The organism is Desulfobacteraceae bacterium, from assembly GCA_022340425.1.
Taxonomy (GTDB): domain Bacteria; phylum Desulfobacterota; class Desulfobacteria; order Desulfobacterales; family JAABRJ01; genus JAABRJ01.
Window position 1 is genome coordinate 17,717 of record JAJDNY010000061.1, and the last position, 23,150, is coordinate 40,866.

Genomic DNA, 23,150 nt, shown 5'->3' on the forward strand with positions numbered 1-23,150 from the left:
TTGAGGGTGACTGAGGTTCACCGGGGGGGCCGTCAGACAGGAAGAGGACACCCCGCCGGGGCGCGTCCTCTCCTGCCCAGGTCAAACCGACCGGTCCCGAATCAGAACCGCATGTAAAGGGTCGGGACGCTGGTTCCGGTGGTGTAGGCCGTGCTGCCAACGATGCTGCCGGTATTGCTGTTGCCGTCGTCATACTTGCTGTCGATCTCCTGGCAGACCTCGCCCGGCAGGTTGAGAAAGTAAAAATAGTGATCCGGCGGGGTGGTGTTACCCGGCGGATTGACATGCCCCAAATAGACATTGCCGGCGAAGGCGTGTTTGGGAAGATCACTGGTGCCGTTGTAGGTGCCGGTTATCAGCCCGTCAATGCCGAGATCGTTGAAAACCTCATAGATCTCGGCACCAGCGATCTGCCCGTTGCCGTTGCCTTCCAGGTCCGCCCCGCCGGCCGGAACCGCGCCCAGGTTTTCATCCCCCGGGTAAACCCCGTAGCGGTCGAAGAAGGTCATCACCGCCGCCCGCAGTTCGTCGGCCTGTTTGACCACCCGCTTGGTTTTGGCGTTGTGGACCATGGCCTGCCCCTTGAGCACGCCACCGATGAGCAGACCGATGATCACCATCACGATGGCAATTTCGACGAGGGTGAAGCCGGCCTGACCGGCCAAGGTTTTTCTTAAGCTGCGCATGACAATCCTCCATAATGGGCTAATGTCTATTTTAACTGACGCGTAAAAACAAAATCGGTGGAACCACCCAACAACTTTATAACCTCTGTCCTATGCCCCCTTGCCGGGGGCCAACGGGAGCGACTTGATATAGGGGGTGATGAAAATGACCAGCTCCCTGTTTTCCTCCGATTCTTGGATTTGCCGAAACAGCTGCCCGAGGTAGGGCAAATCCCCCAGCAGCGGCAGCCCCCGATGATTCAACTGTTTGATTTCGCTGATCAGCCCGGCCAGAATAAAAGACTGGCCCTCCCGCACGCGCACCATGGTGGCCAGTTCCTGCAGGTCGATGACGGGGTTGGATATGGTCTGGGTGAAAAAGGAATCGGTGGGAATCTCCAGTTCAACCTCGCGCTGAATCCGGGTGATGGTGGGCACCACGTGCAGGGTCACGATGCCCTCTTGGGAAATCTGGGGGGTGAGACCCAGCTGAAGCCCCAGGATCACCCGCTTGATGGAGGAGCCGATGGTGGTGACGCCGGTATCGAAATCCCGATCGACGCCATCGATATCGGTGAAGGGAAACTGCGACCCGACGGTGAGCACCGCCGATTGACGGTTCATCACGGAAAGGTGCGGATTGGAGAGGACCGACACGTCCCCCTGGGTGCGCAGAAAATCGAGAACCGCGCTGAAGCGCGACTGGTCGGCCAGCGCGATCACCCCGTTGCTGTTGAAACCAAGGTCGAACTGGTCCGGCAGGGCCCCCCAGCTGGAGGTGAATTCCACCTGGAGGTTGGTCCAGTCGATGCCGTATTTGTGTTCGTCATTTAAGACCACCTCCATGATCCGGGCTTCGATGAACACCTGGCGGTGCAGGCTTTCCGAAAGCGAATCGAGAAACCCGACCATGGTGGCCACCCGCCGCGGGAGGTCGGCGATGTAGATCAGCCCGGCGTTGCGGTTGAGCCGCAAAACCCCTTCTTCGGACTTCAGCCCCTCCAGGGTTTCGGCGATGCTGGTCCACAAATCGGTATTTTCGCCGCTGCGCCTGGCCTTGACCTGATATTTTCCGGCGACCCCCGAGTTCTCGACGCTGGATGCCAGCATGTCCCCGCCCACCTCGATGTCGGTCTCACCCACCAGGTCCAGGATGTCCAGCTGATAGACCCGCTCCTGGAAGCGCTTGAGGTGCAGGCAGCCGCCCTGAACCTGCCAGGCGTAGCCGGCCCCCTGGACGATGACGATATCCAGCGCCTCCTCCAGGGTGGCCTGCTTCAGATGCACGGTGACCGGCCGGGTGAGATCGACGTTGGCATCCACCGAGAGGCTCAGGTCGCCGTTCCCGATGAGCGCCGCGATGACCTCCGAGAGCGGCGCGCGGTCAAACACGAGGCTGTAGAGACGCGCCTCCGGGGCGAGCCCCCGGGTCAGGGGAGCCATTTTTTCGGTCAACGGCGGCGGCCCCGGCGGCAGTCGGGGCTTTGCCTGGGCCAGGATGGCCCTGGGGGTGATCGATTCGAGTTCACCGAGGGTTACCGGGCGCGGCTGCTGCACGCTGCACCCGCCGACCGCGAAAACCCCGCCAAGCATCGCCATTGCCAGCAGATGCCTGATCCTGACCGCTGCGCTCATCGATTCGATCCTCGCCTCGAAATCCGTTCCAACCCGCTTCGGCCCCGGCCCCGCATAGCCAGGGAAATCCGCGGCGGGGCTTCTAGTGTCCCCGGTCAACCGAGAATGGCACCTGCGGTGCCGGGGCGAACCAGCTCTGGCCGCCCCGACCCAGCGCCACCCCAGCGGCCGTGATGCGTTCAACAGTGAAGCCTGAGATCTGATCGCGTTCGCCCCGCAGCCGTCCCCCGATCAGGGCGAGGGTGCGCGGCGCGCCTCCCGGCTGGGCGATCTGCAGAATGCCGCTGACCTTCGGCAGGGTCACATCGACCGCCGCCGCGGCAGGCGCCTGCCGCGCTGCCAGCTTTGCCGGCCGGCTTTGCCGGCGGGGTTCCGGGATCGGCCAGCGGGCCAACAGAACACCGGCCGCCGCCTCCCTGCGCGCCAGGCGCTCTTCAGCCGCCTGATAGGCGTGCCAATGGGCCGCAGCGGTCTTGACCGCGGCCGAATTCTCCGGCAGCGACGGATTTAAGAGACGCGTCAGCCAGGCGGCATTGAAGCCGATCAGCAGCAGCCCTGCCAGAATGAAGGCCCCCAGGGCCAGCCGTCTCGAATCGCCGAAAATCTGCATAGATGGACTTCCTCAGGGGCAGCATTTTACCGCAGCAGGCTCAAATCGCATCGGCCGAGGAAGCGGCTGGGCCCTGAGGCGCCGCGACCACCCGAAAGCGGTAGTGCAGGCTGATGTCGAACTGCGCGCTGCCGCCGGCACCATCGACAGCGATCGTGACCGCCGCCAGCGGCAGATAAGGGCAACGCCGCTCCACGAGGGCCAGAAAGGCCGCCCCGGCCGTCAGGGGCCCTGCCAGCCGCAGGGCAAGGGGGACCCCGGCCTCCGACAGGGGCTGATCGGCCCCGGTCTCGATCCTTGAAAGGTTCACGCCCTGGCTGAGCGCCAGCCCGTGCAACGTTTCCCAGACCGCCAGGAGGCCGAGGTTCGCGGAGGCCACCGCGTGGTAATGGTCCTCGTGCTTGGCGACGACCTCGGCAATCCGGGCCGCCTGCCGGCGGCAGTAATCGGCCTCCATGCGGGCCTGCGCGCGCACCGTCTGCAAGGGCGCCAGGCGGTTGACGGCCGCCGTGTTGCCCAGGGTCAAAAGCCCGGCCGCACCCCACAGCACGACCACCAGCAGCCAGCGTTTGGTGAAACGATCGTTCATGGCAGACCGAACTCCAGCCTGAAGGCATAGGCGCGCTGCCCGTCGGCAGCAGGGCCATCGACCCCATTTTCGGCCGGCTGGCAGACCACATCCTGCAGGCCCAGCGGCGGGCGGAGGGCAAACCCGTGGCTTAGGCGCTCCAGAAAAGCCGTCAACTGCACTTCGAACGCTTCGTGTCCGGCAGCCGTGATAACACCCTCAAGCCGCATCCCCGGCTGCTCCGCGATCGCCAGCGCCAGGGTCTTGATTCGGGTTGCGGCCGGCAGGCTGCGCATCACGAGCGCCACCGCTTCCGCCGCCGATGGCTTGCTGGCCTCAGCACTGATGAACGCCAGGGCGTCGCTGAAAACCGCCAACGTTTCGGCTGCCGACGCATCCGAAACCACCACCGGGAGATCCCTGCCCGCGCCTTTGGCATAGAAACCCCGCAGGAAGAGGCTTTCAGCCGCAATGGTCAGCAGCGTGACTGCCCCCACCACGGCCGCGGCGATCTGAACCGGCTTCCAGTCCAGCTCGCGTTTCAATTGTCGATGGGCAATGCCCCGAAAGCCGGTGCGAAGATGGCGGGCCTGGGCCATGAAACCGGCGACGGGCGAATCCGAATCCCGGGGAGCATAAACCGCCTCCCTCTGCACCAGGGGCCTTACCTCCCGCCCCAGCAGATCGGTGAGCAGGGTGGGGTCCTCGGCGTGGGGCGCGACCAGATGAATTCGGGCGACATCCGCCCTGGCCTTCTGGGCGAAAAGATAGAAGCTCTGGTTGAGTTCATAGACCAGCACCCCGAAACGGTCATCAGGGCCTGAGGCGCCATCCGGCAGGGTGATGGCGCGGGAAAACAGAAACCAGCCGGCGACGAAAAAATAAAAAAAGCAGCGCCGGCCGACCACCTGGATCAGGCATTGGCCGCCGTCGGCAAAACCGGCCAGGCTGCTTCGCAGGGCATACTCCCAGAGCAGCGCGGGCGTGGTGATCAGGTGGGGGGCAAACCCACTGTCTTCGAGGCGTTGGTAAAGCTGGTAGCCCTTCGGCTCCTGAAGGTAGGTGACGGTCAGGCGCTGATTTTCGTCCTCTCCCCGGGTGAAGCGGTAGGCGTAGAAGGCCGCGATCGAAGGGAGCTCGGGATGCGCCGCCAGCAGCTGCCGTTGAGTAAAAGCTTCCACCAGGCTGCGTTTGCGGGACTGAAAGGCATATGCCGCCTGCCCCAACCAGTGGTCCGGGACGATCAGCAAACGCACCCCCCGTGGACCGGCTTCCGCGGCCGGTAGCGCGGCAAAAGGGCGGCCAGCGAGAAAATCCGCCAACCCGAGAGTGGCCGACGTGCTTTGCATCGCCTCCGGCCGATCGTCGTCAAAGCGAATTTCGTCATCGTGGACGACGATGATCTGAAGGTGTTTGTGTGAAGCCATTTCCTGATTGTGACCAGTAGTGCAGGCGTCGTGTCTTATGGCCGCAGGGGCGATGAACCCCGCCGGGTGTCCCAGCGGCTGCTGTGCCGGAAACCACAGAATCGGACCTGAAGTGTGCCCTTCGCCAGCGAGGCCTTCCCAAAGGGTGGGGCGGCCTGCCAAAGCGCAGGGGTGACCGGCAAGCATTGCTGCGGATGAAAAAACCGACCTATTGCCGAATGGCGTCCTTCGGTTGAGGGTATCAAGACGGCAGCCAAAAAACGCGGCCGTGAGCGGAAAAAATGCGCCTGGTCAGTGTTTATCTGAAAAGAACACAGCGGCGGGCGCTCCAGGAGGGGGCAGCCGCCAGTTGCGACTCTATGGCCCCTAAGATCGACTCAGGAGGCGGATGACTTGATTATTTTTTCCAATTTTATTAAAAATTTATTCTATATCTCGGCAAACCTGAAGCAAAAGGGAGGGCTGAATGCCAAAAGCCCTGACCGGCCTTGGCGCTTTCTTGGGCGGGGCCTTTGTTCTCTGCCTCCTGGTGGGGGCCATGCGATCGGCTGACAGCGGGTTCGACGGTCTGGCCATCTACGGGGTGGCGGCGCTGGTGGGCGGTCTAATAGGGATCGGCGCCGGGCTGGGGGCTGTTCACAGGGCGGCCGACCGACGCCGGATCACGCGCCTGGCCCGCATTCAGGTGGCGCTGGGGCGGATCACGCGCCTGGTCGCGGAGGTGAACCACCCGGAGGAGCTGTTGCAGCCGGTGTGCAGCTATCTGCGACAATACTTCGGCTACCGCCACGCCTGGGCGGCCATTTTGGACAAAGCCAACCAGAGCGCCCTGACGACCCAAGAAGGCCTGCAGGCCTCGCTGGAGCCCCTGCGAGGGGGATTCCGTAACGGCGGCAAACTGCCCGATTGCGTCCGCCGCGCGTTGTCGCACCCCAATCCGATCCTGATCGCAGCCCCCCGCATGGATTGCCGCAACTGCCCGCTTACCGACGGGTGCGCCCAGGGGAGCGTCATGACCAGCCGCCTGGCCTATCGGGACAAGACCTTTGGGATCCTCTCGGTGGGCGCCCCCACGGAAGCCCTGACCGACCCGAACGAACGGGATCTTTTCCAGGCCGTGGCCCAGGACATCGCCTTCGGCCTCTACCAGCTGGATCTCAAAACCCTCCGGCGCCGCACAGGCGCGGCCCTCAAGCGCAGCGAGGCGCGGTTCCGCAATCTGGTGGAAAACGCCCTGACCGGTATCTTCATTCTCCAGGACAACAAGGTCGTCTACCGCAACCCGGAGCAGAAAAGGGCGTTCGCCTCGCTGCCCAAGCTCTTCAAACTGCAGGAAATGCGGCTGGTCCACCCGGAAGACGTGGAAAAGGTGCGCCACTTCCAGGGACAAATCACATCCCGCCAAAAGTCGGTCCTGGACATCGATTTCCGCTTCTACCCCGACAAGCCGCCCGCCAAGGGCGGTGAGATCAAGTGGGCCTTCTGCCGGGTCAGCCGGATCGAGTACCTGGAACGTGAGGCCTTCTTGTTTTACGCCATGGATATCACCCGCGCCCGCGAGATGGAGCACCTCCTGCGCATCCAGGACAAGATGGCCTCGCTGGGGCGCGTGGCCGCCGGCATCGCCCACGAGATCCGCAATCCGCTCTCCGGGATCAACATCTACCTCAACACCCTGGAAAAAATCCATGACCGCCCCGACTGCCAGGAGAGGGTGCGGGAGATCATCGAACGCCTCCAGTCGGCCTCGGGTAAAATCGAAACCGTCATCCGCCGCGTCATCGATTTTTCACGGCCCACCACCCCCAAGTTGGCCGCCACCCAAATCAACCACCCCGTCGAGGAAGCGCTCAAGCTCTGCGCCAGCACCCTGGGCAAGAGCGGCATCCAAATCGAACGCCAGCTCAGTCCGGATCTGCCCGTCTGCCAGGCCGACCCGCAGCTCATCGAGCAGGTCATGTTGAACCTGATCACCAACGCCGCAGAGGCCATGAAACACCAGGAGGGCGCCAAGATCGTCAGGGTATCCTCGACCTTGGCCGGCGACTTTCTGCGGGTGGTGGTCGATGATTGCGGGCCGGGAGTTCCCGCCGGTGACGAGGAGCGGATTTTCACCCCCTTTTTCACCACCAAAAAAGTCAGCACCGGCATCGGTCTGAGTCTGAGCCGCCGCATCATCTCGGATCACGGGGGCAGCCTGAGCGTCGCCGCCAGCCCGCTGGGCGGGGCCAGGTTTACCATCCAACTGCCGCTGAGGGGCGGCAAGCCATGATCTCTTACAGCCTGTTTATCATCGATGACGAGCCGGCCGTGCGGGAGAGTATCGCGATGGCCTTTGGAGAAACTTACGCGGTGGCGGGTTTTGCCGACGCCGAAAGCGCCCTGGCGGCCATGCCCGAGCAGCCGCCGGACCTCGTGCTGCTGGATATCGGCCTTCCCGGTATGAACGGCATCGAGGCCCTGCGCCGGATCAAGGCCCAGCACCCGGATGTGCTGGTGATCATCGTGACCGCCTTCGAGGACCTCCACACGGTGGTGACGGCCATGAAGCTCGGGGCTCAGGATTACGTCACCAAACCCCTGCACCTGGACACCCTGGAAGTCACGGTGACCAACGCGCTGGAAAAAATCCGGCTGCGCAAGGAGGTCCGCACCCTGCAGGAAACCTATCTGCGGGAGAACCTTCCGGTTTTCATCACTGAAAGCAACGCCCTGCAGGACGTCATCGCCTTTGTGGGACGGGTGGCCAAAAGCCCGGACACACCGGTCCTCATCCTGGGGGAAACCGGAACCGGCAAGGAACTGATCGCCCAGGCGGTCCATTACCGCAGCCCCAACTTCGCCCACGCCCTGATCACCGTGAACTGTGCCGCCATTCCGCGCGAGCTGATCGAAAGCGAGCTTTTCGGCTACGAAAAGGGCGCCTTCAGCGGCGCCAGTCCCAGCGGCAAAAAGGGGCTGATCGAGGAGGCCGAAAACGGCACCCTCTTCCTGGATGAAATCGGCGACCTGAGCCTGGAATCCCAGGCGAAGCTGCTGCGATTTCTGGAAAACGGACAGTTTTACCGTCTCGGCGGCACCCGCCCGGTCCGGGTCAAGACCCGGCTGGTTTCGGCCACCAACCAGGATCTGGAAAAAATGATGGCCGCCGGGCGTTTCCGCAAGGATCTCTTCTACCGTTTGGGGGTGATCCAAGTCAGGGTGCCTTCGCTGAACGACCGGCGCGACGGGATCATGCCGCTGGCCAACTACTTTCTGGATGCCTTCAGTCGAAAATTCAAGCGCTCCCTGACCGGCCTGACCGCCGAGGCCCGGGAAGCCGTTCTGACCCACCACTGGGCGGGGAATGTCCGCGAGTTGAAAAACCGGATCGAGCGCGCGGCCCTGACGGCCCAAGGCCCCCAGATCACGCCGGCCGATCTGGGCCTTGCACCGGAGAACGCCATGGGGATGCAGGGGGTTGCGGCGGGGGACACAGCGCCTCATATTGCCCCCCTGCCGCCGGAGGGCCTTGACCTGTCGGCGGTGCTGAGCGCCGCCGAAGGCCACTACATCCGGGAGGCCCTGCGGATGGCGGAGGGCAATGAAAGCCGGGCCGCCAAATTGCTCCGGATGAACCACCACACCTTCCGCTATCGCCGCAAAAAACTCGGCATCACCTGAGAGGGCCCTTGCGAGGGACCGTAAAAAAAATGGCCCGGCAACTCGAAAGAAGCCGGACCGTGGGTAGGCATTTCAGGAAACGCCAGCCGCAGGCTAGATATGGTCAGAGAGCCCGGCCGCCTGGCTGACTCACTGCAGCAGAGCCGGCGGACTGCCGGGGGAGCGAAGCGACCGCCGCGGCGGGGTTCAGTCCCCGCCCGCGGCTTTGGCCTGCGCCGCGACGCCCTTGCTGAAGTCCAGCGGCACCGTCACCGCCCGCTGGGCCAAATCGCGGTCGATCATCATCATCCCGTGCGGATGGCCCTCCACCCGTTTGAGCTGGGCGATGATCTCGTTGTCGTTTTCCTCCTCCTCCACCTGCTCGGTCACAAACCACTGCAGAAAGATCTGGGTGGCGTGATCCTTCTCGGATATGGCGGTGTCCATCAGGTTGTTGATGGACCGGGTGACGAACTGTTCGTGTTTGAGGGTTTTCTCGAACATGTCCAGGGGGGAGGCAAAATCGCGGGGGGGCTCCTCGATGGCCTTCAGGTGGACTTCACCGCCCTGGCGCAGGATGTATTCGTAGATCTTCATCGCGTGGTACATCTCTTCATGGTACTGGGCCATGAACCAGTTGGCGAAGCCTTTCAGGCCGAGTGTTTCGGAGTGCACCGACATCGCCATGTAGAGATAGGCGGAATACATTTCACGGTTTACCTGCTCGTTGAGCTCGGTTCTCATCTTAGCGCTGAGCATCGCAACTTCTCCTTTGCAAATCTGGGTTAAAGTTGGCTTACAGGGATTCCTCGGCTCGCACCGCAACACTAATCACTGCAGCGCGGAAAAACAAGCGTGCCGCCCGACCTGAAATCCGGACAATCTCTGACAAGGGCCGGGCCCGAAAGCGCAAAACGGCGGGCCAGCCTGTTTCCAAGCCTAAGCCCGCCGTTTCGCGTCAAGCGTCACCCCGGGGGTTTTGAAAACCCCCGGGGTGTATCGCGTTACCTGCTTTCTTTGATCTTTTCGGTCAGCTCGGGAACGAATTCGAGGATATCGGCCACCACCCCGACGTCAGCCGCCTGGAAGATCGGTGCCTTGGGATTCTTGTTGACGGCCACCATAAAGGGCGCCCCCTTGATGCCGCCCATGTGCTGAAACGACCCGCTGATACCCAGCGCCAGGTAGACCTTGGGTTTCACCGTCTGACCCGAGGTGCCCACCTGGCGGGCTTTTTCGAGCCACTTGGCGTCCACGATGGGCCGTGAGCAGGAAACTTCGCCGCCGACCGCCTCGGCCAGTTCGTGGATGAGTTCGAGGTTGTCCTGGTCCTCGATCCCCCGCCCCACGGAGACCAGGATCTCGGACTTGGTGATGTCCACATCGCCGACCTCGGCAGCCACCGTCTCCAGGTAGCGCCGCCGCGGCTCCGCAGCACCGGCCTCGCCGCTTTTATCCACCACCTGCCCGCCGGCCGCCTGGCCTTCCTGGGGCTGAAAGGCGCCGGGGCGCACCGTGATCACCGCCCCCCCGCTCAGATCACAGTTCACGTGGGTGCTCACCTGACCGGAAAACTCCTCGCGCACCGCCCTGAGCCTGCCGCCTTCGACCCCCTCAAAGCCCACCACATCCGGCAGGTAGGCGGCATTCAGCTTGATGGACAGCCCGGGGGCCAGGTCCATCCCGAAATGCTCGTGGGGCACCAGGGTGATCGCCCCGGCGGGGATGATCCGGGCCAGCATCGGCCGGATCACCTCGGCGTTGATGTAGGCCAGCGCGGGGTTGTCGATCTTCCAGACCTCGGGATAAATCGCCGCTGCCTGCTGGCAGGCCTGGGCCAGCTGCTCGCCGGCACCACCCACCACGGCCGTCACCGCGGCCTCGGGATCCAGTTTGCGGGCGGCAACGATCAACTCCTGGGCCGAATCGTCCACCACCCCGTCCTTGTGCAGGATATATGCAAATATCTGTTGCGCCATTATTTTATCCCTCCTTTGGCCTTGAGTATTTCAACCAGCTTCTCGATGATTTCCTCGGTGCTGCCCTCCAGCATTTCGGCCCCTTCGCCCAGTTCCGGCACGAAGTAGTCCAGCCGGTCGACCTTGGCGCCGGCCTTGCCCGCCGCGTCAGCGGCAAGCCCCAGATCGGCGGCGCCCTTCACCGGGATCTCCACCGAGGCCACCTTGCGAATGCCCCGGATACCCACGTAGCGCGGCTCGTTGATCCCCGTCTGAATCGAGAGCACGCAGGGCAGGTCCATCTCGTTCATCTCCTGGTTGCCGCCGGCAATCTCGCGCCCCACCTTGATCTTCTTGTCATCGATAATCTCCACCAGGTTGACCAGCGAGGCATACGGCCAGTCCAGCATGGCCGCCAGCATGCCGCCCACCTGCCCGGCGCCGTCGTCGGCCTGGGCGCCGGTGAGGATCAAATCGAAGTTGCCCTTTTCGACAGCCGCTTTCAAAATCGTGGCCAGCCCCTTGCCGTCGGAGCCTGTGAAAGCGTCATCGCAGAGCAGCAGACCGTTATCGGCCCCCATGGCCATCTCGCGGCGCACCACCTCTTCGGCCTCATCATCTCCCACCGACACCACCGTCACCGTGCCGCCCACCTTGTCGCGGATCTGAATGGCCTCTTCCACGGCGTAGTTGTCCCACTCGTTGACGGAATAGACCAGGTCGTCACGGTCGATGTCCGTTCCGGCCTTGTTCACCGCGATCTCGTTTTCGGCGGTGTCGGGCACCCGTTTCACACAAACCAGAATTTCCATGTTTTCCCTCCAAGGTTGATGTTGTTCCAAATCCGTTGCGTAAGGTCATCCGGCAAGCTGGGCGCAAGGGCAAGGTCATCGCGGCCGCAGCCCCCGGCAGGCGGCGTTCAGGCGGCAGCCGCCGCGGCGTTTTGCACCGCCGCCGGCTGGTCGCCTAACATCTGACGCTCGACCAGTTCACAGAGGTCGATGGCTTCCAGCTGGCCTTCAAGCCCGGCCACCTTGATGGCATCCTCGATATTGGCCAGGCAGAAGGGGCAGGCGGTGACGATCACCGCGGCCCCGGCTTTCTTGGCCATCTCCACCCGCATCACGCCCATGCGCTGCTCCTCCTCGGGTTCGTAGAAGAGGTTCAACCCGCCGCCGCCGCAGCAGAAAGACCGGTCGCGGCTCTTGAGCATCTCCACCCGTCGCAGCCCCGGAATGGCGTCCAGCACCCGCCGCGGGTCGTCGTAGAGGCCATTGTGGCGCCCAAGATAGCAGGGGTCATGGTAGGTGTAGAGTTTTCCGGGGTCCGCCAGGGGCCGGAGCTGCAGCTTGCCGCCAGCGACCGCGCGGACGATGATCTGGCTGATGTGTTCCACCGGCGGCAGGTCGCGGTAGTCGTGTTTGAGGGCGTTGTATGCGTGGGGGTCGGAGGTCACGATGCGTTTCACTCCGGCGGCCTGAATGGCCGCGGTGTTCTGGTCGCGCATGTCCTGGAAGAGCATTTCCTCGCCGAAACGGCGGATCTCATGGCCGCTGTCCTTTTCGTCCTTGCCCAGGATGCCGAAGTCGATCCCGGCCGCACTCAAAATCTTGGCGGTGGCCCGCCCGATGGCCTGCATGCGGTCATCGTAGGAGGTGAAGCTGTCGACGAAATAGAGGACCCCGACCCCGTTGCGGCTGCCGTCCAGAACCGGCACATCGAGCCCGGCCGGCAGGTCCTTGGTCCAATCGGCCCGCTTCTTTTCCATCTTACCCCAGGGGTTGCCGCGTTTTTCCAGGGCCCGCAGGGGCTTTTGAAGCGATTGGGGCACCATCCCCTCGTCAACCATCCCACGGCGCAGATCGACGATCTTGTCGATGTACTCGATCCCCAGGGGACACTCCTCCTCGCAGGCGCCGCAGGTGGTGCACGACCAGATCTCATCTTCGCTGTAGATGCTGCCGATCAAGGGTTCATCGGCCTTGAGAAACGCGCCCCGCAGGGGGTAGTGTTTGAAGGCGAAGTCGCGCCCCTTGATGGAGATGAAACGCGGCGAGAGGGGGCGCCTGACGGCATTGGCCGGGCACTGGTCGGAGCACCGGCCGCAGTCCGCGCAGGAGTAGAAGTCGAGAATATGCTTCCAGGTGAAATCTTTGTAGGTTTTGACCCCGAAGGAGGGCAGCTCGTCGAGCTTTGCGGCGCTCACCCCGTGGCGCACGGGTTTGACGTTGCCCTTCTCCAAGCGCATGAAAAAGGTGTTGGGCAGCGAGGTGATCACGTGAAAATGCTTGCCCAGCGGCAAAAAACAGAGGAAAAAGAAAAACGTCAGGTCATGGATGTAGTAAGCCGCCAGATGCAGCCCCTGCAGCCGGTGGGGGGGGGTGTCGTGCAGCATGTTTTTAAGGAACCAGACCAGTGTCCCCGGGGCGAGGAATTCGGCGTGGAGGTCCTGCTGCACCCGGGCGGCCACGGCGGTGGCCTCAAAGAGGCTTTCGGAGACCATCAGGGTGGCGATCAGCCCCAGGACCAGAACCGCCTCGGCGGTGTGATCCTTGCCGTAGCGGACCGGAACGGCGTAGCGCTCGGGCCGGAAAATCCCCCGCCGCACGGCGGCGATCACCACGGCGAGAAACACCGCGGTGGCCGCATAGTCCTTGAGGACATTGTAGACATCGCCCATCCGGCCGCCGAAACCGGGTACCACGAAATCCGGGTCAAGACCGATGACCACCAGCGAAATCGAGCGGATCGATAGGATGATAAAGCCGGCGAAGACCAGGATGTGCAAAACGCCGCCCATCATGTAGCGGGGCTGACGGTATTGGCCGAAGCCGATTTTGAGGAGATTGGCGATCCGCTCGGGGATCCGGTCAAAACGCGGATCCGCCTGGGATTTGACCAGGGGGGCGAGCCTTTTGGCCATGATATAGGTGAAAACGGCGACCCCGACGACAGGGATCAGCAGGGAAAAAACCACCGTGGGGATGCCCAGAAATGTGGCCTGGGCCGGGGGAATCAGGACTGTCTCCATCTCTTTTTTTCCGTCTCCCTTCTTGGTTGAGTTAAACCTTTGAAAATTATTGAAACTGTGTTAATAAAAATGAATGAGTATTCATTCATCAATTAGCCGCAGAAAGCCCGGCTGTCAAGGCAAAAATACGCCGCTGCGGCCGCCCCCGCTGCCGGCGGGTGGGCCCGGCAGCACGGTCCTGCCCATGCCGGGGATAGCGTTCCGGCAAAGGACCGTCCGCGGCCCAAATATTTGGCAACTGGTTTATTTCATGCGTATTTTTCGGATATCCGATTGAGGGTGGCCGCTTTCGGCCGAAGGGTGACCATAACATGAATCAGGGTCTTGAACAAACAAAAAAGGAGGCTCCCGTGACGCAACACAGCCGCTCCCTGCAAGCCCCGTGGTTGTCCCACTACGAACAAGGGGTCCCCGCGACCATCGACTACGAAGAGACCTGCCTGCCCGGGTTTTTGGAGCAGACCGCGGCACACTATCCGGAGCGCACGGCGCTTGTCTTCCAGGGCTACCGGATCACCTTCCGGCAGCTCAACGCGATGGTCGATCGGTTTGCCGCCAGCCTGCATGCCTTGGGCATCGGGCGCGGCGACAGTGTGGCCATCCTGCTGCCCAACACCATCCCATGCGTGGCCGCCTACTTCGGCATCCTCAAGCTGGGGGCCGTTGTCGTGATGAACAACCCCCTCTACTCGGACCGCGAGCTCGAGCACCAGTTCAACGATTCCGGCGCCAGGGCGCTGGTCACCTTGGATCTGCTGGCCAACCGGATGGTGGCCCTGCGCGCCAAGACCGGCATCCGCGAAATCATCTACACCACCCTCGGGGATTACCTGCCGTTTCCCAAAAACCTTCTCTTTCCCCTGGTGGCCAAGAAGAAAAAGCTCGCCGCCGATGTGGCTCCGGCCGAAAACCTCCACCGCTGGAAATCCCTGCTGGCCGCTGCGACCCCGCCGCCGCCGCAAGTGGCGCTGGCCTTCGAGGACATCGCCATGTACCAGTACACCGGCGGCACCACCGGGGTTTCAAAAGGCGTCATGCTGACCCACGGCAACCTGAGCAAGCAGGTCCAGCAGCTCAAGGCCTGGTTCCCCGGCTTCGACGCCGGGGGTGAAACCATGCTGGGGGCCCTGCCCTTTTTTCACGTTTTCGGGCTCTCCACCGCCATGAACCTGGCCATTTACATGGGCTGGGGCAATATTTTGGTGCCCAAACCCCAGCCCCAGCAGCTGCTGGAAGCGATCCGCAAGTATCGCCCGACATTCGCGCCGCTGGTGCCCACCATGTACATCGGCATCCTCAACCACCCCGACGTCGCCAAGACCGACCTGACCTCCATCAAGGGCTGCTTCTCCGGCAGTGCGCCCCTGCCGGTGGAGGTTATCAGCGATTTCGAGAAAAAGACCGGCGCCATCATCGTCGAAGGCTACGGCCTGACCGAAACCACCCCGGTCACCCACGTCAACCCCTTTCGCGGCACCCGCAAGATCGGCAGCATCGGCGTCCCCATCCCGGATACCGCCTGTCGCATCGTCGACATCAACGATGGCGCCACCGATCTGCCGGCCGGGGAAACCGGCGAGCTGCTGATCAAGGGCCCGCAGGTGATGAAAGGCTACTGGAACCGCCCCGAGGAAACCGCGGAAGTCCTCAGCGACGGCTGGCTGCACACCGGCGACATCGCCAAGATGGACCCAGACGGCTACTTCTACATCGTCGACCGGAAAAAGGACATGATCATCTCCAGCGGTTTCAACGTCTACCCGCGGGATATCGAGGAGGTTTTCTTCGAGCATCCCAAGGTCCTGGAAGCCACCGCGATCGGTGTTCCGCACCCCACCCGCGGGGAGCAGGTCAAGGTTTTCGTGGTCCTCAAAGCCGGGGAGACCGCCAGAACCGAGGAGCTCCTGGCCTTCTGCCAAAACAAGCTGGCGCGCTACAAATGGCCGACATCGATCGAAGTCCGCGGCGAACTGCCCAAGACCAACGTGGGAAAAATTTTGAAGAAGGAACTGCGGGCCGAAGTGCTAAAAACCGCTTCAAAGTGAGGCGGGCGGGGGAGAGGGACCCCCGCCCGCTGGTTTTCCTTGGAAATGCCGCACCCCCGGCGGCCGGGGGTTTGCTGCGGTGCCGGCGCGGCCGCCGGCTACTTGCCGCCGAAGGCGTCTTCGGAAATTTCCACCGCGGCCGAACAGCCGTTTAGAATGGCGATCATCTTGCCGGTGGTGATGGGCAGGATGGCGTTGATGAAATAATCCGCACTTTTGATCTGACCCTCATAGAAGGCGGCGTCCTTCTTCTTGGCCCCGGCCAGTTGGCGCGCGGCGATGGTGGCGCGCCACAGCAGCATCCAAGCCATGACGACGTCGCCGGTCACCTCCAGGAAGGGATGCGCGGCGGCAAAGGCGCTCATCACCTTGGGCGACATGGCCGTCGCGCCCATGTACATTCCCACCTCGCCCAGCTTGTTGACCGCCTTTTCAACGCGCGCGGCAAAAGCCTCCAGGCCGGCGGTGGCCTTGGCGGCCGCGATGGCCGTGTTCATTTCTCCCAGCAGGTCCATGACCGGCTTGCCTTTGTTCATGCCGAGCTTGCGGCCCAGCAGATCCATGGCCTGGATGCCGTTGGTCCCCTCGTAGATCAGGGTGATCCGGCAATCCCGCAGAAGCTGCTCCTGGGGGTATTCGCGGATGTAGCCGTATCCGCCGTAGACCTGCATCCCGTCGCTGCAGACCTCGAAGGCCCGGTCGGTGACGTAGCCCTTGGCCACCGGGGTCAGCACCTCGATCAGCCCTTGGTACTTGTCTTTTTCGGCGGGGTCGTCGCTGGTGTGGATCTTGTCTTCGCAGAAGGCCACGAAGTAGAGCAGGCTGCGCATGCCCTCGACGTAGGCTTTCATCTTGACCAGCATCCGCCGCACATCGGGGTGCTGGATGATGGGCACCGAGGGGGCGGCGGGGTCGCGCATCTGCAGCAGGTTTTTGCCCTGAACCCGCTCGCGGGCGTAATTGAGCGCGTTTAAGTAGGAACTCGAGGCGCAAGCGAAGCCCTGCAGGCCAACCAGCAGGCGGGCCTCGTTCATCATCAGAAACATCTCGCTCATGCCCTTGTTTTCTTCGCCCAGCAACAGCCCGCGGCAACGCCCCTTGCTGCCCAGGGCAATCGAACAGGTGACATTGCCGTGGATGCCCATTTTCTCCTCGATGCCGGTGCAAACGACATCGTTGAAGTCCCCCAGGCTGCCGTCCGGGTTGACCCACAGCTTGGGGACGATAAAAAGCGAGATGCCCTTGGTGCCGGCCGGGGCGCCCTCGATGCGGGCGAGCACGGGGTGGATGATGTTCTCGGCCAGGTCGTGCTCACCGCTGGAGATGAAAATCTTGTTGCCGCTGATCGTGTAAGTGCCGTCGTCGTTTTTGACCGCCGTGGTGGTCAGCGCGCCGACATCCGAGCCGGCCTCCGGCTCGGTCAGCAGCATGGTGCCGGTCCACTTACCCGAATACATATTGCGCAAAAAAAGCCGCTTCTGCTCCGGGGTGCCGAAAGCCTCGATCAGTTTGCCGGCGCCGTGGGTCAAGCCCGCATACATCATGAGGGCGTAGTTGGCGCCGTTGAGGTAGTCGCTGGCCGCCAGCGCCACGGTTTTGGGCATGCCCTGGCCGCCCCACTCGGGGTCTTCGGACATGGCCAGCCATTCCCCTTCCCGAAACAACGCGTAGGGCCGGTGAAAGCTCTCCGGAACGGCAACCTGACCGTTTTCCAGCCTGCAGCCCTCGACGTCCCCGATTTTCTGGGTCGGCAGGACTTCCTTGATGGCGAAGTTGCGCGCCTCCGAGACGATCATGTCGACGGTTTTCTTGGTGAACTCGGCGTAGCGTTCATGTTGGCTCAGTTGCGCCACCTGAAGCTGCTCGTGAAGCACAAAATCAACATCCCTGCGATCCGCAATTACCTGTGCCATGATGCCAGTCTCCTTGATTCTATGGTTTTGGCGTCGATTGCGGTGACGCCTGCCCCGCGGTTGCCGCCGCGCTCCCGATTCCCCGAAAAATCAAATCCACCAGGGGTTCAGCCATGGAAACGAGGTCGTACTTCCCGCCGGAAAGCACCCAGGTGTTGATGACCTCCTCCACGGCGCCGAGAATGAAGCGCTTGACCAGGCTGACGTAGAGGTCCTTGCGGATCTGCCCCTCTTCCTGGCCCTGTTCGATGATTTCGGCGGTGATGTCCAGGTACATCTTGGACATCTCCTGAAGCTGTTTTTCCACCAGCCGGCTGTTGCTGCGCGCTTCGGCCTGGTAGACCACCGCCATGTTCTTGTCGTTTTGAAACTCTTCCAGATGCCGCCGGATCAGGTTGCGGAGCTTGTCGCGGGCGGTGTCAGCCTTGTCGAGCTCCTCGCGGAAGGATTGAAACACCTGCTTGGTTTTGTAACCGAAGAACTGCAGCAGGATGTCGTCCTTGTTTTTGAAGTAAAGGTAGATGGTGCCATCGGCGACGCCGGCCTCGCGGGCGATCTGGGAGATGGTGGACTGGAAGAAGCCCTGCTCGGCGAAGACCTTCACCGCGGCTTCGAGAATCAGATGGTACTTGGGTTTATTTATTTCTTTCTTGGAAATGGCGGCGCCTCCCGGTCGGTGGTCGAAAAATTATGAATGAATGTTCATTCATTTACCAGAGGCCCCTTTTCCCTGTCAAGCAAAAACGACCGCCCGCGGGAGGCACCCGAGCGACAGGGGCTTGCTTAAGACCCCAAAGCCAGCCCGGACCGGCGCTCTGCCCGGCGGCGTTCCCCGGGGAATTAGGATTTGTTTTTTTGGGTCGCTTATGGTTTACTGACCGGAAAATTCCATGCCGCACGTGCCGCCGCCTGCCGGATTACACACCGGCAGCCAACTAGGCCACCGACTGATGGGTTCGCCACCTGCCTGCCAAACGGGGGAACCATGCACACGGAGACCGAAAAAGCCTATCTCTTAAAGGCCCTGGAGCATTTCAACCGCAAAATCATCGTGATTTCACCCGATTTCAAAATCCTGGCGGCCTGTGGACGGGAGAGCGCGGCGGTGGTGAAAACCCCCAACCCATCCGTTTGCCACGAAACGATTTACAATCGGCTTGCGCCCTGCGATGCCTGCCCCGCCAAGAAAACCCTCCAGACCCACGAGCCGACCCTGCGCGAAATCGAAAATGACCGTGCCCACTCCGGGCGCATGACCTGTTTGTATTCATACCCGTTGCTCAAAGAGGGTGTCCTGGAGGCCATCGCGGTGGTGGATTTCGATCTGCCGATGTTGGAGAAGCTTGAGGATCGCCTCAAGCGCTCCAACGCCTTTTTCCGCAACCTGATCCGCAGCGCCGTCGACGGGGTGGTCGCCGCCGACAGAACCGGCAAGGTCTTCATATTCAACGACGCGGCCGCCGAAATCACCGGCTATTCGGTCGCCGAGGCCCTCAACCACCTGGATATCCGCCAAATCTACCCCGAGGGCGAGGCCTACGAGATCATGCGCAAGCTGCGCAGCGAGGCGTATGGCGGCCGGCGCAAGTTGAAGTTCTACGCCACCCGGGCGGTCCGCAAGGACGGCGCGGTGATTCCCATCAACCTCAACGCAGCCCTGGTCTGCGACGGCGACCAGGAGGTCGCCACCATCGGGTTTTTCCACGACCGCCGTGAAGAGCTGCGGATCAAACGCGAGTTGGAAAAGACCCAGGTGCAGCTGCTGCAGGCCGAGAAAATGGCCTCCCTGGGCAAACTCGCCGCCGGTGTCGCCCACCAGCTCAACAACCCGCTTTCCGGCATCACCCTCTTCAGCAAGATCGTCTTGGAGGACTACGAGCTGCCGGCCGAGGCGCGCGAAGACCTGGAGCGAATTCTGCGGGACGCTCAGCGCTGCCGCGACACGGTCAAGGAACTGCTGGAGTTCGCCCGCCAGACCCGCCAGCTGATGAAACCCAACGATATCAACAAGGCCATCTCACGAACCCTTTTTCTCCTGCAAAACCAAACACTTTTCCAGAACATTGAAATCCAGGCCGATCTGGCCCCCGATCTGCCACCGGTCCAAAGTGACATCCAGCAGATCAACCATCTGTTCATGAACATTATCCTGAACGCCGCCGAGGCCATGGAGGGCAAGGGCCGGCTCAGCATCAAAACCGCCGCTGCGCCAACCGGCGACCGCGCCTTGATCGAAATCCGCGACTCCGGCCCGGGTATTCCCGAAAATGTCCTGCCCCACATCTTCGAGCCCTTCTTCACCACCAAGGAGGAGGGTAAGGGCACCGGCCTGGGGCTCAGCCTGGTCTACGGGATTGTCGAAAACCACGGCGGCACAATTCGGGCCAGCAGCCGCGTGGGTGAGGGCACGAACTTTTTCATCGAACTGTTTTTTGCCGGAAGGGAGGGGAATGAAGGCAAGCCCGAAGCAAAGCCCTGAAAACGCGATCCGCATCCTGGTGGTCGACGACGAGCCCGACATCCGCGACGGTTGCGAACGCATCCTGCGCCGCATGGACTTCGAAGTGCTCAAGGCCCAGGAAGGCGAGGAGGCCCTCGCCAAGGTCCACGCGCACGCCCCGGCCATCGTCCTGCTGGATCTCAAGATGCCCGGCATCGACGGCATGGAGGTCCTGGCCCGCATCCGCGAGCACGACCCTGCCGTGATGGTGATCGTCATCACCGGCTACGCAACCGTGGAGACCGCCATCGAGGCGATGAAAAAGGGCGCCTACGATTTCATCCCCAAGCCGTTCGAACCCGATCAGCTGCGCATCGTGGTCAACCGGGCGCGCGAAAAACTACGGCTGACCTGGGAAACCGAAAAGCTGGCGGCCGAGCGGCGCAAAACCCTGGCGGACCTGGGGACCGAAAAAAGCCGGATCCGGACCATCGTCGAATCCCTTCCCAGCGGGGTGGTGGTGACCAACGCCCTGGGACAGGTGGTGCTGATGAACCCGGCTTTTCGCCACCAGCTCGGGCTGACCGAGGAAGTGGCGCCTGGGCAGCCCATCGAGGCCTACATCCCCGACGAGGGGTTTGCCCAGCTGGTGCGGGAAAGCTCGGCGGGACGCCACTGCAGCTCCGGCAGCGCCCCGACCTACGAATTCGCCCTCTCCGACGACCGCTACCTGCAGGCCCGCGGCCGCTCGGTGATCAGCGAGGACAACGAATGCTTAGGCGCGGTGGTGACCGTCGTGGACATCACCACCATGAAAATCTTGGACCGCCTCAAGTCGGAATTCGTGGCCACGGTCTCCCATGAGCTGCGCTCGCCGCTTTCCACCATCCACGAGCAGATCGCGCTGGTCCTGCGAGACATGGTCCAGGGCGACTCCGAGCGCGAACAGTACCTGCTGGCGCGCGCCAAGGAAAAGACCCAGGGGCTGATCTCCCTGATCGGCGACCTGTTGGACCTCTCGCGGATCGAGTCGGGCAGTGTCTGCCAGGAACTCAAGCCGGTTCAGTTGGAAGATTTGCTGCGCAGCATCGTCGATTTTCTCAGCACCCGCAGCAGCAGCCGCAGCCAGAGACTCACCCTGGAGGTCCCCCAAACCCCCCTGCCGCCGCTGACGGCCGACCCACTGGCGCTGGAGAGCATCTTCGGCAACCTGATCACCAACGCCATCAATTACACGCCGGATGGCGGGGAGATCCGGGTCGTGGCCGAAGTGGCCGGCGACCGGGTGCAGGTCCGGGTGAGCGACACCGGCTTCGGCATCGAGGCCGAGAAGCTCGAGCGGATTTTTGAGCGCTTCTACCGGGTCAAAAACGAAAAGACGCGCTTCATCACCGGCACCGGGCTGGGGCTCTCGATTGTCAAGGGCCTGGTCCAGACGCTGGGCGGCACCATCACGGTGGCCAGCGAACCCGGCAAGGGCAGCACCTTTACGGTGGCCCTGCCTTACTGAGCGCCTCCGCCCGGGTTTGACCCAAAAGGACGAGGCCGCCCGCGGGCGGCCTCTTTTTTTGCAGCAGGCGGCGGCACCCCCCGGCCCTGCCGATCTGGGGTGCGGGGCCGGGGACGTTTTTCAGCCGTCGATGATCTCCAGCGCCTCTTTGCGATAGGCGTCCATGATATAGGGGATGCCGGTCACCTTGGCGCACTCCTCGGTCAGGGAGGCCAGCTCGGCGCGGGTGATCAGGTGCACCCGCCACTTGCGGGAGCCGGCCATCAGCTGCTGCAATCCCACCCGCAGCTTTTCACTGGCGCTGTAAAGCCCCACGGCCCCCAGCGGGATGTTGGCCATATCCTTGCCGTACTTGCTCTGCAGTTTCTCGTAGTTGACGAAGATCTCCTCCTTCTTGGTGCCGTACTGGGAGACCGTCGTGGGCAGACCGCCGTCCTCGCCGCGCAGCCAGCGCTCGACATTTTTTCCCACCATGCCGGGGATCATCAGCGCCCGCCCCATGCAGACCGCCTTGCAATAAGGCGCCCCGAGGGCGATGGCCTTGAAGATGTGGTCCTCGGAGGAGAACCCGCCGGCCAGGGCGATGTCCGGCACCCAGGCCCCCTTGCGCGCCAGCCGCAGACACAGCTCGTAGGTCATGGCGTGCAGGTAAATGGCGGGGACGCCCCATTCGGCCATCATCCGCCACGGGCTCATGCCGGTGCCGCCCGGCGCCCCGTCGATGGTGAGCAGATCGATCTTGGCGTCCGACGACCAGCGAATCGCCATGGCCAGCTCGCGCATGGGATAGGCGCCGGTTTTGAGGGTCACCCGTTTGGCGCCGATTTTGCGGACCCGGTCCACCTCGCGCATGAACTCCTCCTGATCGATGAACCCCAGCCGCGAGTGGCGCTCGAACTCCTTGATGGCCCCGTCGCGGTAGGCCTTCTGGTTGGCCTTGCTCTCCGGATTGGGGGTCACGATGTAGCCCCGGCGCTGCAACTCCAGGGCCCGTTCGAGCTCCTTGACCTTGATTTCGCCGCCGATGCTCTTGGCACCCTGGCCCCACTTGAGCTCGATGGTCTCCACCCCGAGCTTCTCCACGACGTATTCGGCCACCCCCAGGCGGGTGTCCTCCACGTTGAGCTGCACCATGATGTCGCCGTAGCCCTCGTGAAAACGGCGGTACTGCTCCAGCCGTCGGATCATCTCCGGGGATTTCTTGACCTTGCCGTGCTGGTCGATCTCAAGCGCCGGGTCCACGCCGCAGACGTTTTCACCGCAGACCAGGCTGATCCCGGAAATCGCCGCCCCGACGGCGAAATGCTCCCAGTTGTTGCGGGCCACATCGGTGCTGCCGAGAGCGCCGGTGAAAATCGGAATCTTCATGTGCACCTTTTCGGTGGCCCCGTACCAGGTGTCGGTGTCGACCACCGGGAAAACGGCATGGTCGGGATCGGCCTCGATGCCGGCCGCCCCCAGGGCGTAGCCCATGATGTTGAGATGGGAGTAATCCACCGGGTAGTCTTTGTCGCCGCCGGCGGTGATGTCCCCGAACGGGGTGGGATAGAGCAGCTCGCGGCCCCGGAAAGTGGCCTTGAAAAGGTCGCAGTTGCCGCGACAGCCGTCGATACAACGGCTGCAGATGCCCGATTGGGGCGCAATACTGCGGGAGCGGTTTTTGGTCTGCAGGGCGTCGTTGGCATTGGGTCGCTGTAAATTCATTC

17 protein-coding genes are annotated in these 23,150 nt (G+C 62.7%); 5 read left to right on the forward strand and 12 right to left on the reverse strand.

Going from position 1 to position 23,150, the window contains the following annotated elements; translation table 11 throughout:
* Window positions 1–101: 101 nt before the first annotated feature.
* The 5 genes from LJE63_05790 to LJE63_05810 form a co-directional block, all read right to left on the reverse strand.
* Window positions 102–686, reverse strand: a complete 585-nt coding sequence (locus LJE63_05790; GenBank protein ID MCG6906120.1) for a prepilin-type N-terminal cleavage/methylation domain-containing protein — start codon at window positions 684–686, stop codon at window positions 102–104.
* Window positions 687–776: 90 nt separating this feature from the next.
* Window positions 777–2,300, reverse strand: a complete 1,524-nt coding sequence (locus LJE63_05795; GenBank protein ID MCG6906121.1) for a hypothetical protein — start codon at window positions 2,298–2,300, stop codon at window positions 777–779.
* An 82-nt stretch (window positions 2,301–2,382) separates the two neighbouring features.
* Complete coding sequence (locus tag LJE63_05800; GenBank protein MCG6906122.1) at window positions 2,383–2,910, reverse strand: hypothetical protein; 528 nt, start codon at window positions 2,908–2,910, stop codon at window positions 2,383–2,385.
* A 40-nt stretch (window positions 2,911–2,950) separates the two neighbouring features.
* Window positions 2,951–3,499, reverse strand: coding sequence for a hypothetical protein (locus LJE63_05805; protein ID MCG6906123.1), 549 nt, complete (start codon window positions 3,497–3,499; stop codon window positions 2,951–2,953).
* On the reverse strand, window positions 3,496–4,905 hold the full coding sequence (locus LJE63_05810) for a hypothetical protein (GenBank protein ID MCG6906124.1): 1,410 nt from the start codon (window positions 4,903–4,905) through the stop codon (window positions 3,496–3,498). The genes LJE63_05805 and LJE63_05810 overlap by 4 nt, the downstream gene beginning before the upstream one ends.
* A 466-nt stretch (window positions 4,906–5,371) precedes the next feature.
* Here LJE63_05810 and LJE63_05815 point away from each other — a divergent pair, with 466 nt between their 5' ends.
* Both LJE63_05815 and LJE63_05820 read left to right on the forward strand, forming a co-directional pair.
* Entirely contained in the window at window positions 5,372–7,177 is a 1,806-nt protein-coding gene (locus LJE63_05815; GenBank protein MCG6906125.1) for a PAS domain S-box protein, read from the forward strand.
* Entirely contained in the window at window positions 7,174–8,568 is a 1,395-nt protein-coding gene (locus LJE63_05820) for a sigma-54 dependent transcriptional regulator (GenBank protein ID MCG6906126.1), read from the forward strand. Before LJE63_05815 ends, LJE63_05820 begins: the two co-directional genes overlap by 4 nt.
* A 186-nt stretch (window positions 8,569–8,754) precedes the next feature.
* Here the strand turns inward: LJE63_05820 and LJE63_05825 are convergent, their stop codons facing one another.
* From LJE63_05825 to LJE63_05840, 4 genes are all read right to left on the reverse strand, one after another.
* Window positions 8,755–9,306: a ferritin gene (locus LJE63_05825; GenBank protein MCG6906127.1), complete on the reverse strand. Its 552-nt coding sequence runs from the start codon at window positions 9,304–9,306 to the stop codon at window positions 8,755–8,757.
* Window positions 9,307–9,551: 245 nt separating this feature from the next.
* On the reverse strand, window positions 9,552–10,526 hold the full coding sequence (locus tag LJE63_05830) for an electron transfer flavoprotein subunit alpha/FixB family protein (GenBank protein ID MCG6906128.1): 975 nt from the start codon (window positions 10,524–10,526) through the stop codon (window positions 9,552–9,554).
* Entirely contained in the window at window positions 10,526–11,317 is a 792-nt protein-coding gene (locus LJE63_05835) for an electron transfer flavoprotein subunit beta/FixA family protein (protein MCG6906129.1), read from the reverse strand. Before LJE63_05835 ends, LJE63_05830 begins: the two co-directional genes overlap by 1 nt.
* Window positions 11,318–11,424: 107 nt before the next feature.
* On the reverse strand, window positions 11,425–13,536 hold the full coding sequence (locus tag LJE63_05840; protein MCG6906130.1) for a (Fe-S)-binding protein: 2,112 nt from the start codon (window positions 13,534–13,536) through the stop codon (window positions 11,425–11,427).
* 350 nt (window positions 13,537–13,886) lie between these two features.
* On the opposite strand from LJE63_05840, the gene LJE63_05845 reads away from it, so the two are divergent.
* Window positions 13,887–15,581, forward strand: a complete 1,695-nt coding sequence (locus LJE63_05845; protein ID MCG6906131.1) for a long-chain fatty acid--CoA ligase — start codon at window positions 13,887–13,889, stop codon at window positions 15,579–15,581.
* 98 nt (window positions 15,582–15,679) lie between these two features.
* On the opposite strand, the gene LJE63_05850 is transcribed toward LJE63_05845, so the two are convergent.
* Window positions 15,680–17,494 carry an acyl-CoA dehydrogenase gene (locus LJE63_05850; protein ID MCG6906132.1) on the reverse strand — a complete coding sequence of 605 codons (1,815 nt, stop codon included), beginning with the start codon at window positions 17,492–17,494 and terminating at the stop codon, window positions 15,680–15,682.
* A gap of 19 nt (window positions 17,495–17,513) precedes the next feature.
* The gene (locus LJE63_05855; GenBank protein MCG6906133.1) at window positions 17,514–18,098 is read right to left on the reverse strand and encodes a TetR family transcriptional regulator; all 585 of its coding nucleotides are present in this window, start codon (window positions 18,096–18,098) and stop codon (window positions 17,514–17,516) included.
* Between the two features lie 381 nt (window positions 18,099–18,479).
* On the opposite strand from LJE63_05855, the gene LJE63_05860 reads away from it, so the two are divergent.
* Both LJE63_05860 and LJE63_05865 read left to right on the forward strand, forming a co-directional pair.
* On the forward strand, window positions 18,480–19,973 hold the full coding sequence (locus tag LJE63_05860; GenBank protein ID MCG6906134.1) for a PAS domain S-box protein: 1,494 nt from the start codon (window positions 18,480–18,482) through the stop codon (window positions 19,971–19,973).
* The gene (locus LJE63_05865; protein MCG6906135.1) at window positions 19,945–21,444 is read left to right on the forward strand and encodes a response regulator; all 1,500 of its coding nucleotides are present in this window, start codon (window positions 19,945–19,947) and stop codon (window positions 21,442–21,444) included. Before LJE63_05860 ends, LJE63_05865 begins: the two co-directional genes overlap by 29 nt.
* 120 nt (window positions 21,445–21,564) lie before the next feature.
* Here the strand turns inward: LJE63_05865 and LJE63_05870 are convergent, their stop codons facing one another.
* Window positions 21,565–23,148 carry an FMN-binding glutamate synthase family protein gene (locus LJE63_05870; protein MCG6906136.1) on the reverse strand — a complete coding sequence of 528 codons (1,584 nt, stop codon included), beginning with the start codon at window positions 23,146–23,148 and terminating at the stop codon, window positions 21,565–21,567.
* Window positions 23,149–23,150: the final 2 nt, after the last annotated feature.

Excerpts from the sequence above, each read along its gene's own strand:
- LJE63_05830 (MCG6906128.1), bottom strand. The coding sequence starts at position 10,526 with ATGGCGCAACAGATATTTGCATATATCCTGCACAAGGACGGGGTGGTG.
- LJE63_05840 (MCG6906130.1), bottom strand. The coding sequence starts at position 13,536 with ATGGAGACAGTCCTGATTCCCCCGGCCCAGGCCACATTTCTGGGCATC.
- LJE63_05850 (MCG6906132.1), bottom strand. The coding sequence starts at position 17,494 with ATGGCACAGGTAATTGCGGATCGCAGGGATGTTGATTTTGTGCTTCAC.
- LJE63_05800 (MCG6906122.1), bottom strand. The coding sequence starts at position 2,910 with ATGCAGATTTTCGGCGATTCGAGACGGCTGGCCCTGGGGGCCTTCATT.
- LJE63_05795 (MCG6906121.1), bottom strand. The coding sequence starts at position 2,300 with ATGAGCGCAGCGGTCAGGATCAGGCATCTGCTGGCAATGGCGATGCTT.
- LJE63_05835 (MCG6906129.1), bottom strand. The coding sequence starts at position 11,317 with ATGGAAATTCTGGTTTGTGTGAAACGGGTGCCCGACACCGCCGAAAAC.
- LJE63_05820 (MCG6906126.1), top strand. The coding sequence starts at position 7,174 with ATGATCTCTTACAGCCTGTTTATCATCGATGACGAGCCGGCCGTGCGG.
- LJE63_05790 (MCG6906120.1), bottom strand. The coding sequence starts at position 686 with ATGCGCAGCTTAAGAAAAACCTTGGCCGGTCAGGCCGGCTTCACCCTC.
- LJE63_05870 (MCG6906136.1), bottom strand. The coding sequence starts at position 23,148 with ATGAATTTACAGCGACCCAATGCCAACGACGCCCTGCAGACCAAAAAC.
- LJE63_05860 (MCG6906134.1), top strand. The coding sequence starts at position 18,480 with ATGCACACGGAGACCGAAAAAGCCTATCTCTTAAAGGCCCTGGAGCAT.
- LJE63_05805 (MCG6906123.1), bottom strand. The coding sequence starts at position 3,499 with ATGAACGATCGTTTCACCAAACGCTGGCTGCTGGTGGTCGTGCTGTGG.
- LJE63_05825 (MCG6906127.1), bottom strand. The coding sequence starts at position 9,306 with ATGCTCAGCGCTAAGATGAGAACCGAGCTCAACGAGCAGGTAAACCGT.
- LJE63_05815 (MCG6906125.1), top strand. The coding sequence starts at position 5,372 with ATGCCAAAAGCCCTGACCGGCCTTGGCGCTTTCTTGGGCGGGGCCTTT.
- LJE63_05810 (MCG6906124.1), bottom strand. The coding sequence starts at position 4,905 with ATGGCTTCACACAAACACCTTCAGATCATCGTCGTCCACGATGACGAA.
- LJE63_05865 (MCG6906135.1), top strand. The coding sequence starts at position 19,945 with ATGAAGGCAAGCCCGAAGCAAAGCCCTGAAAACGCGATCCGCATCCTG.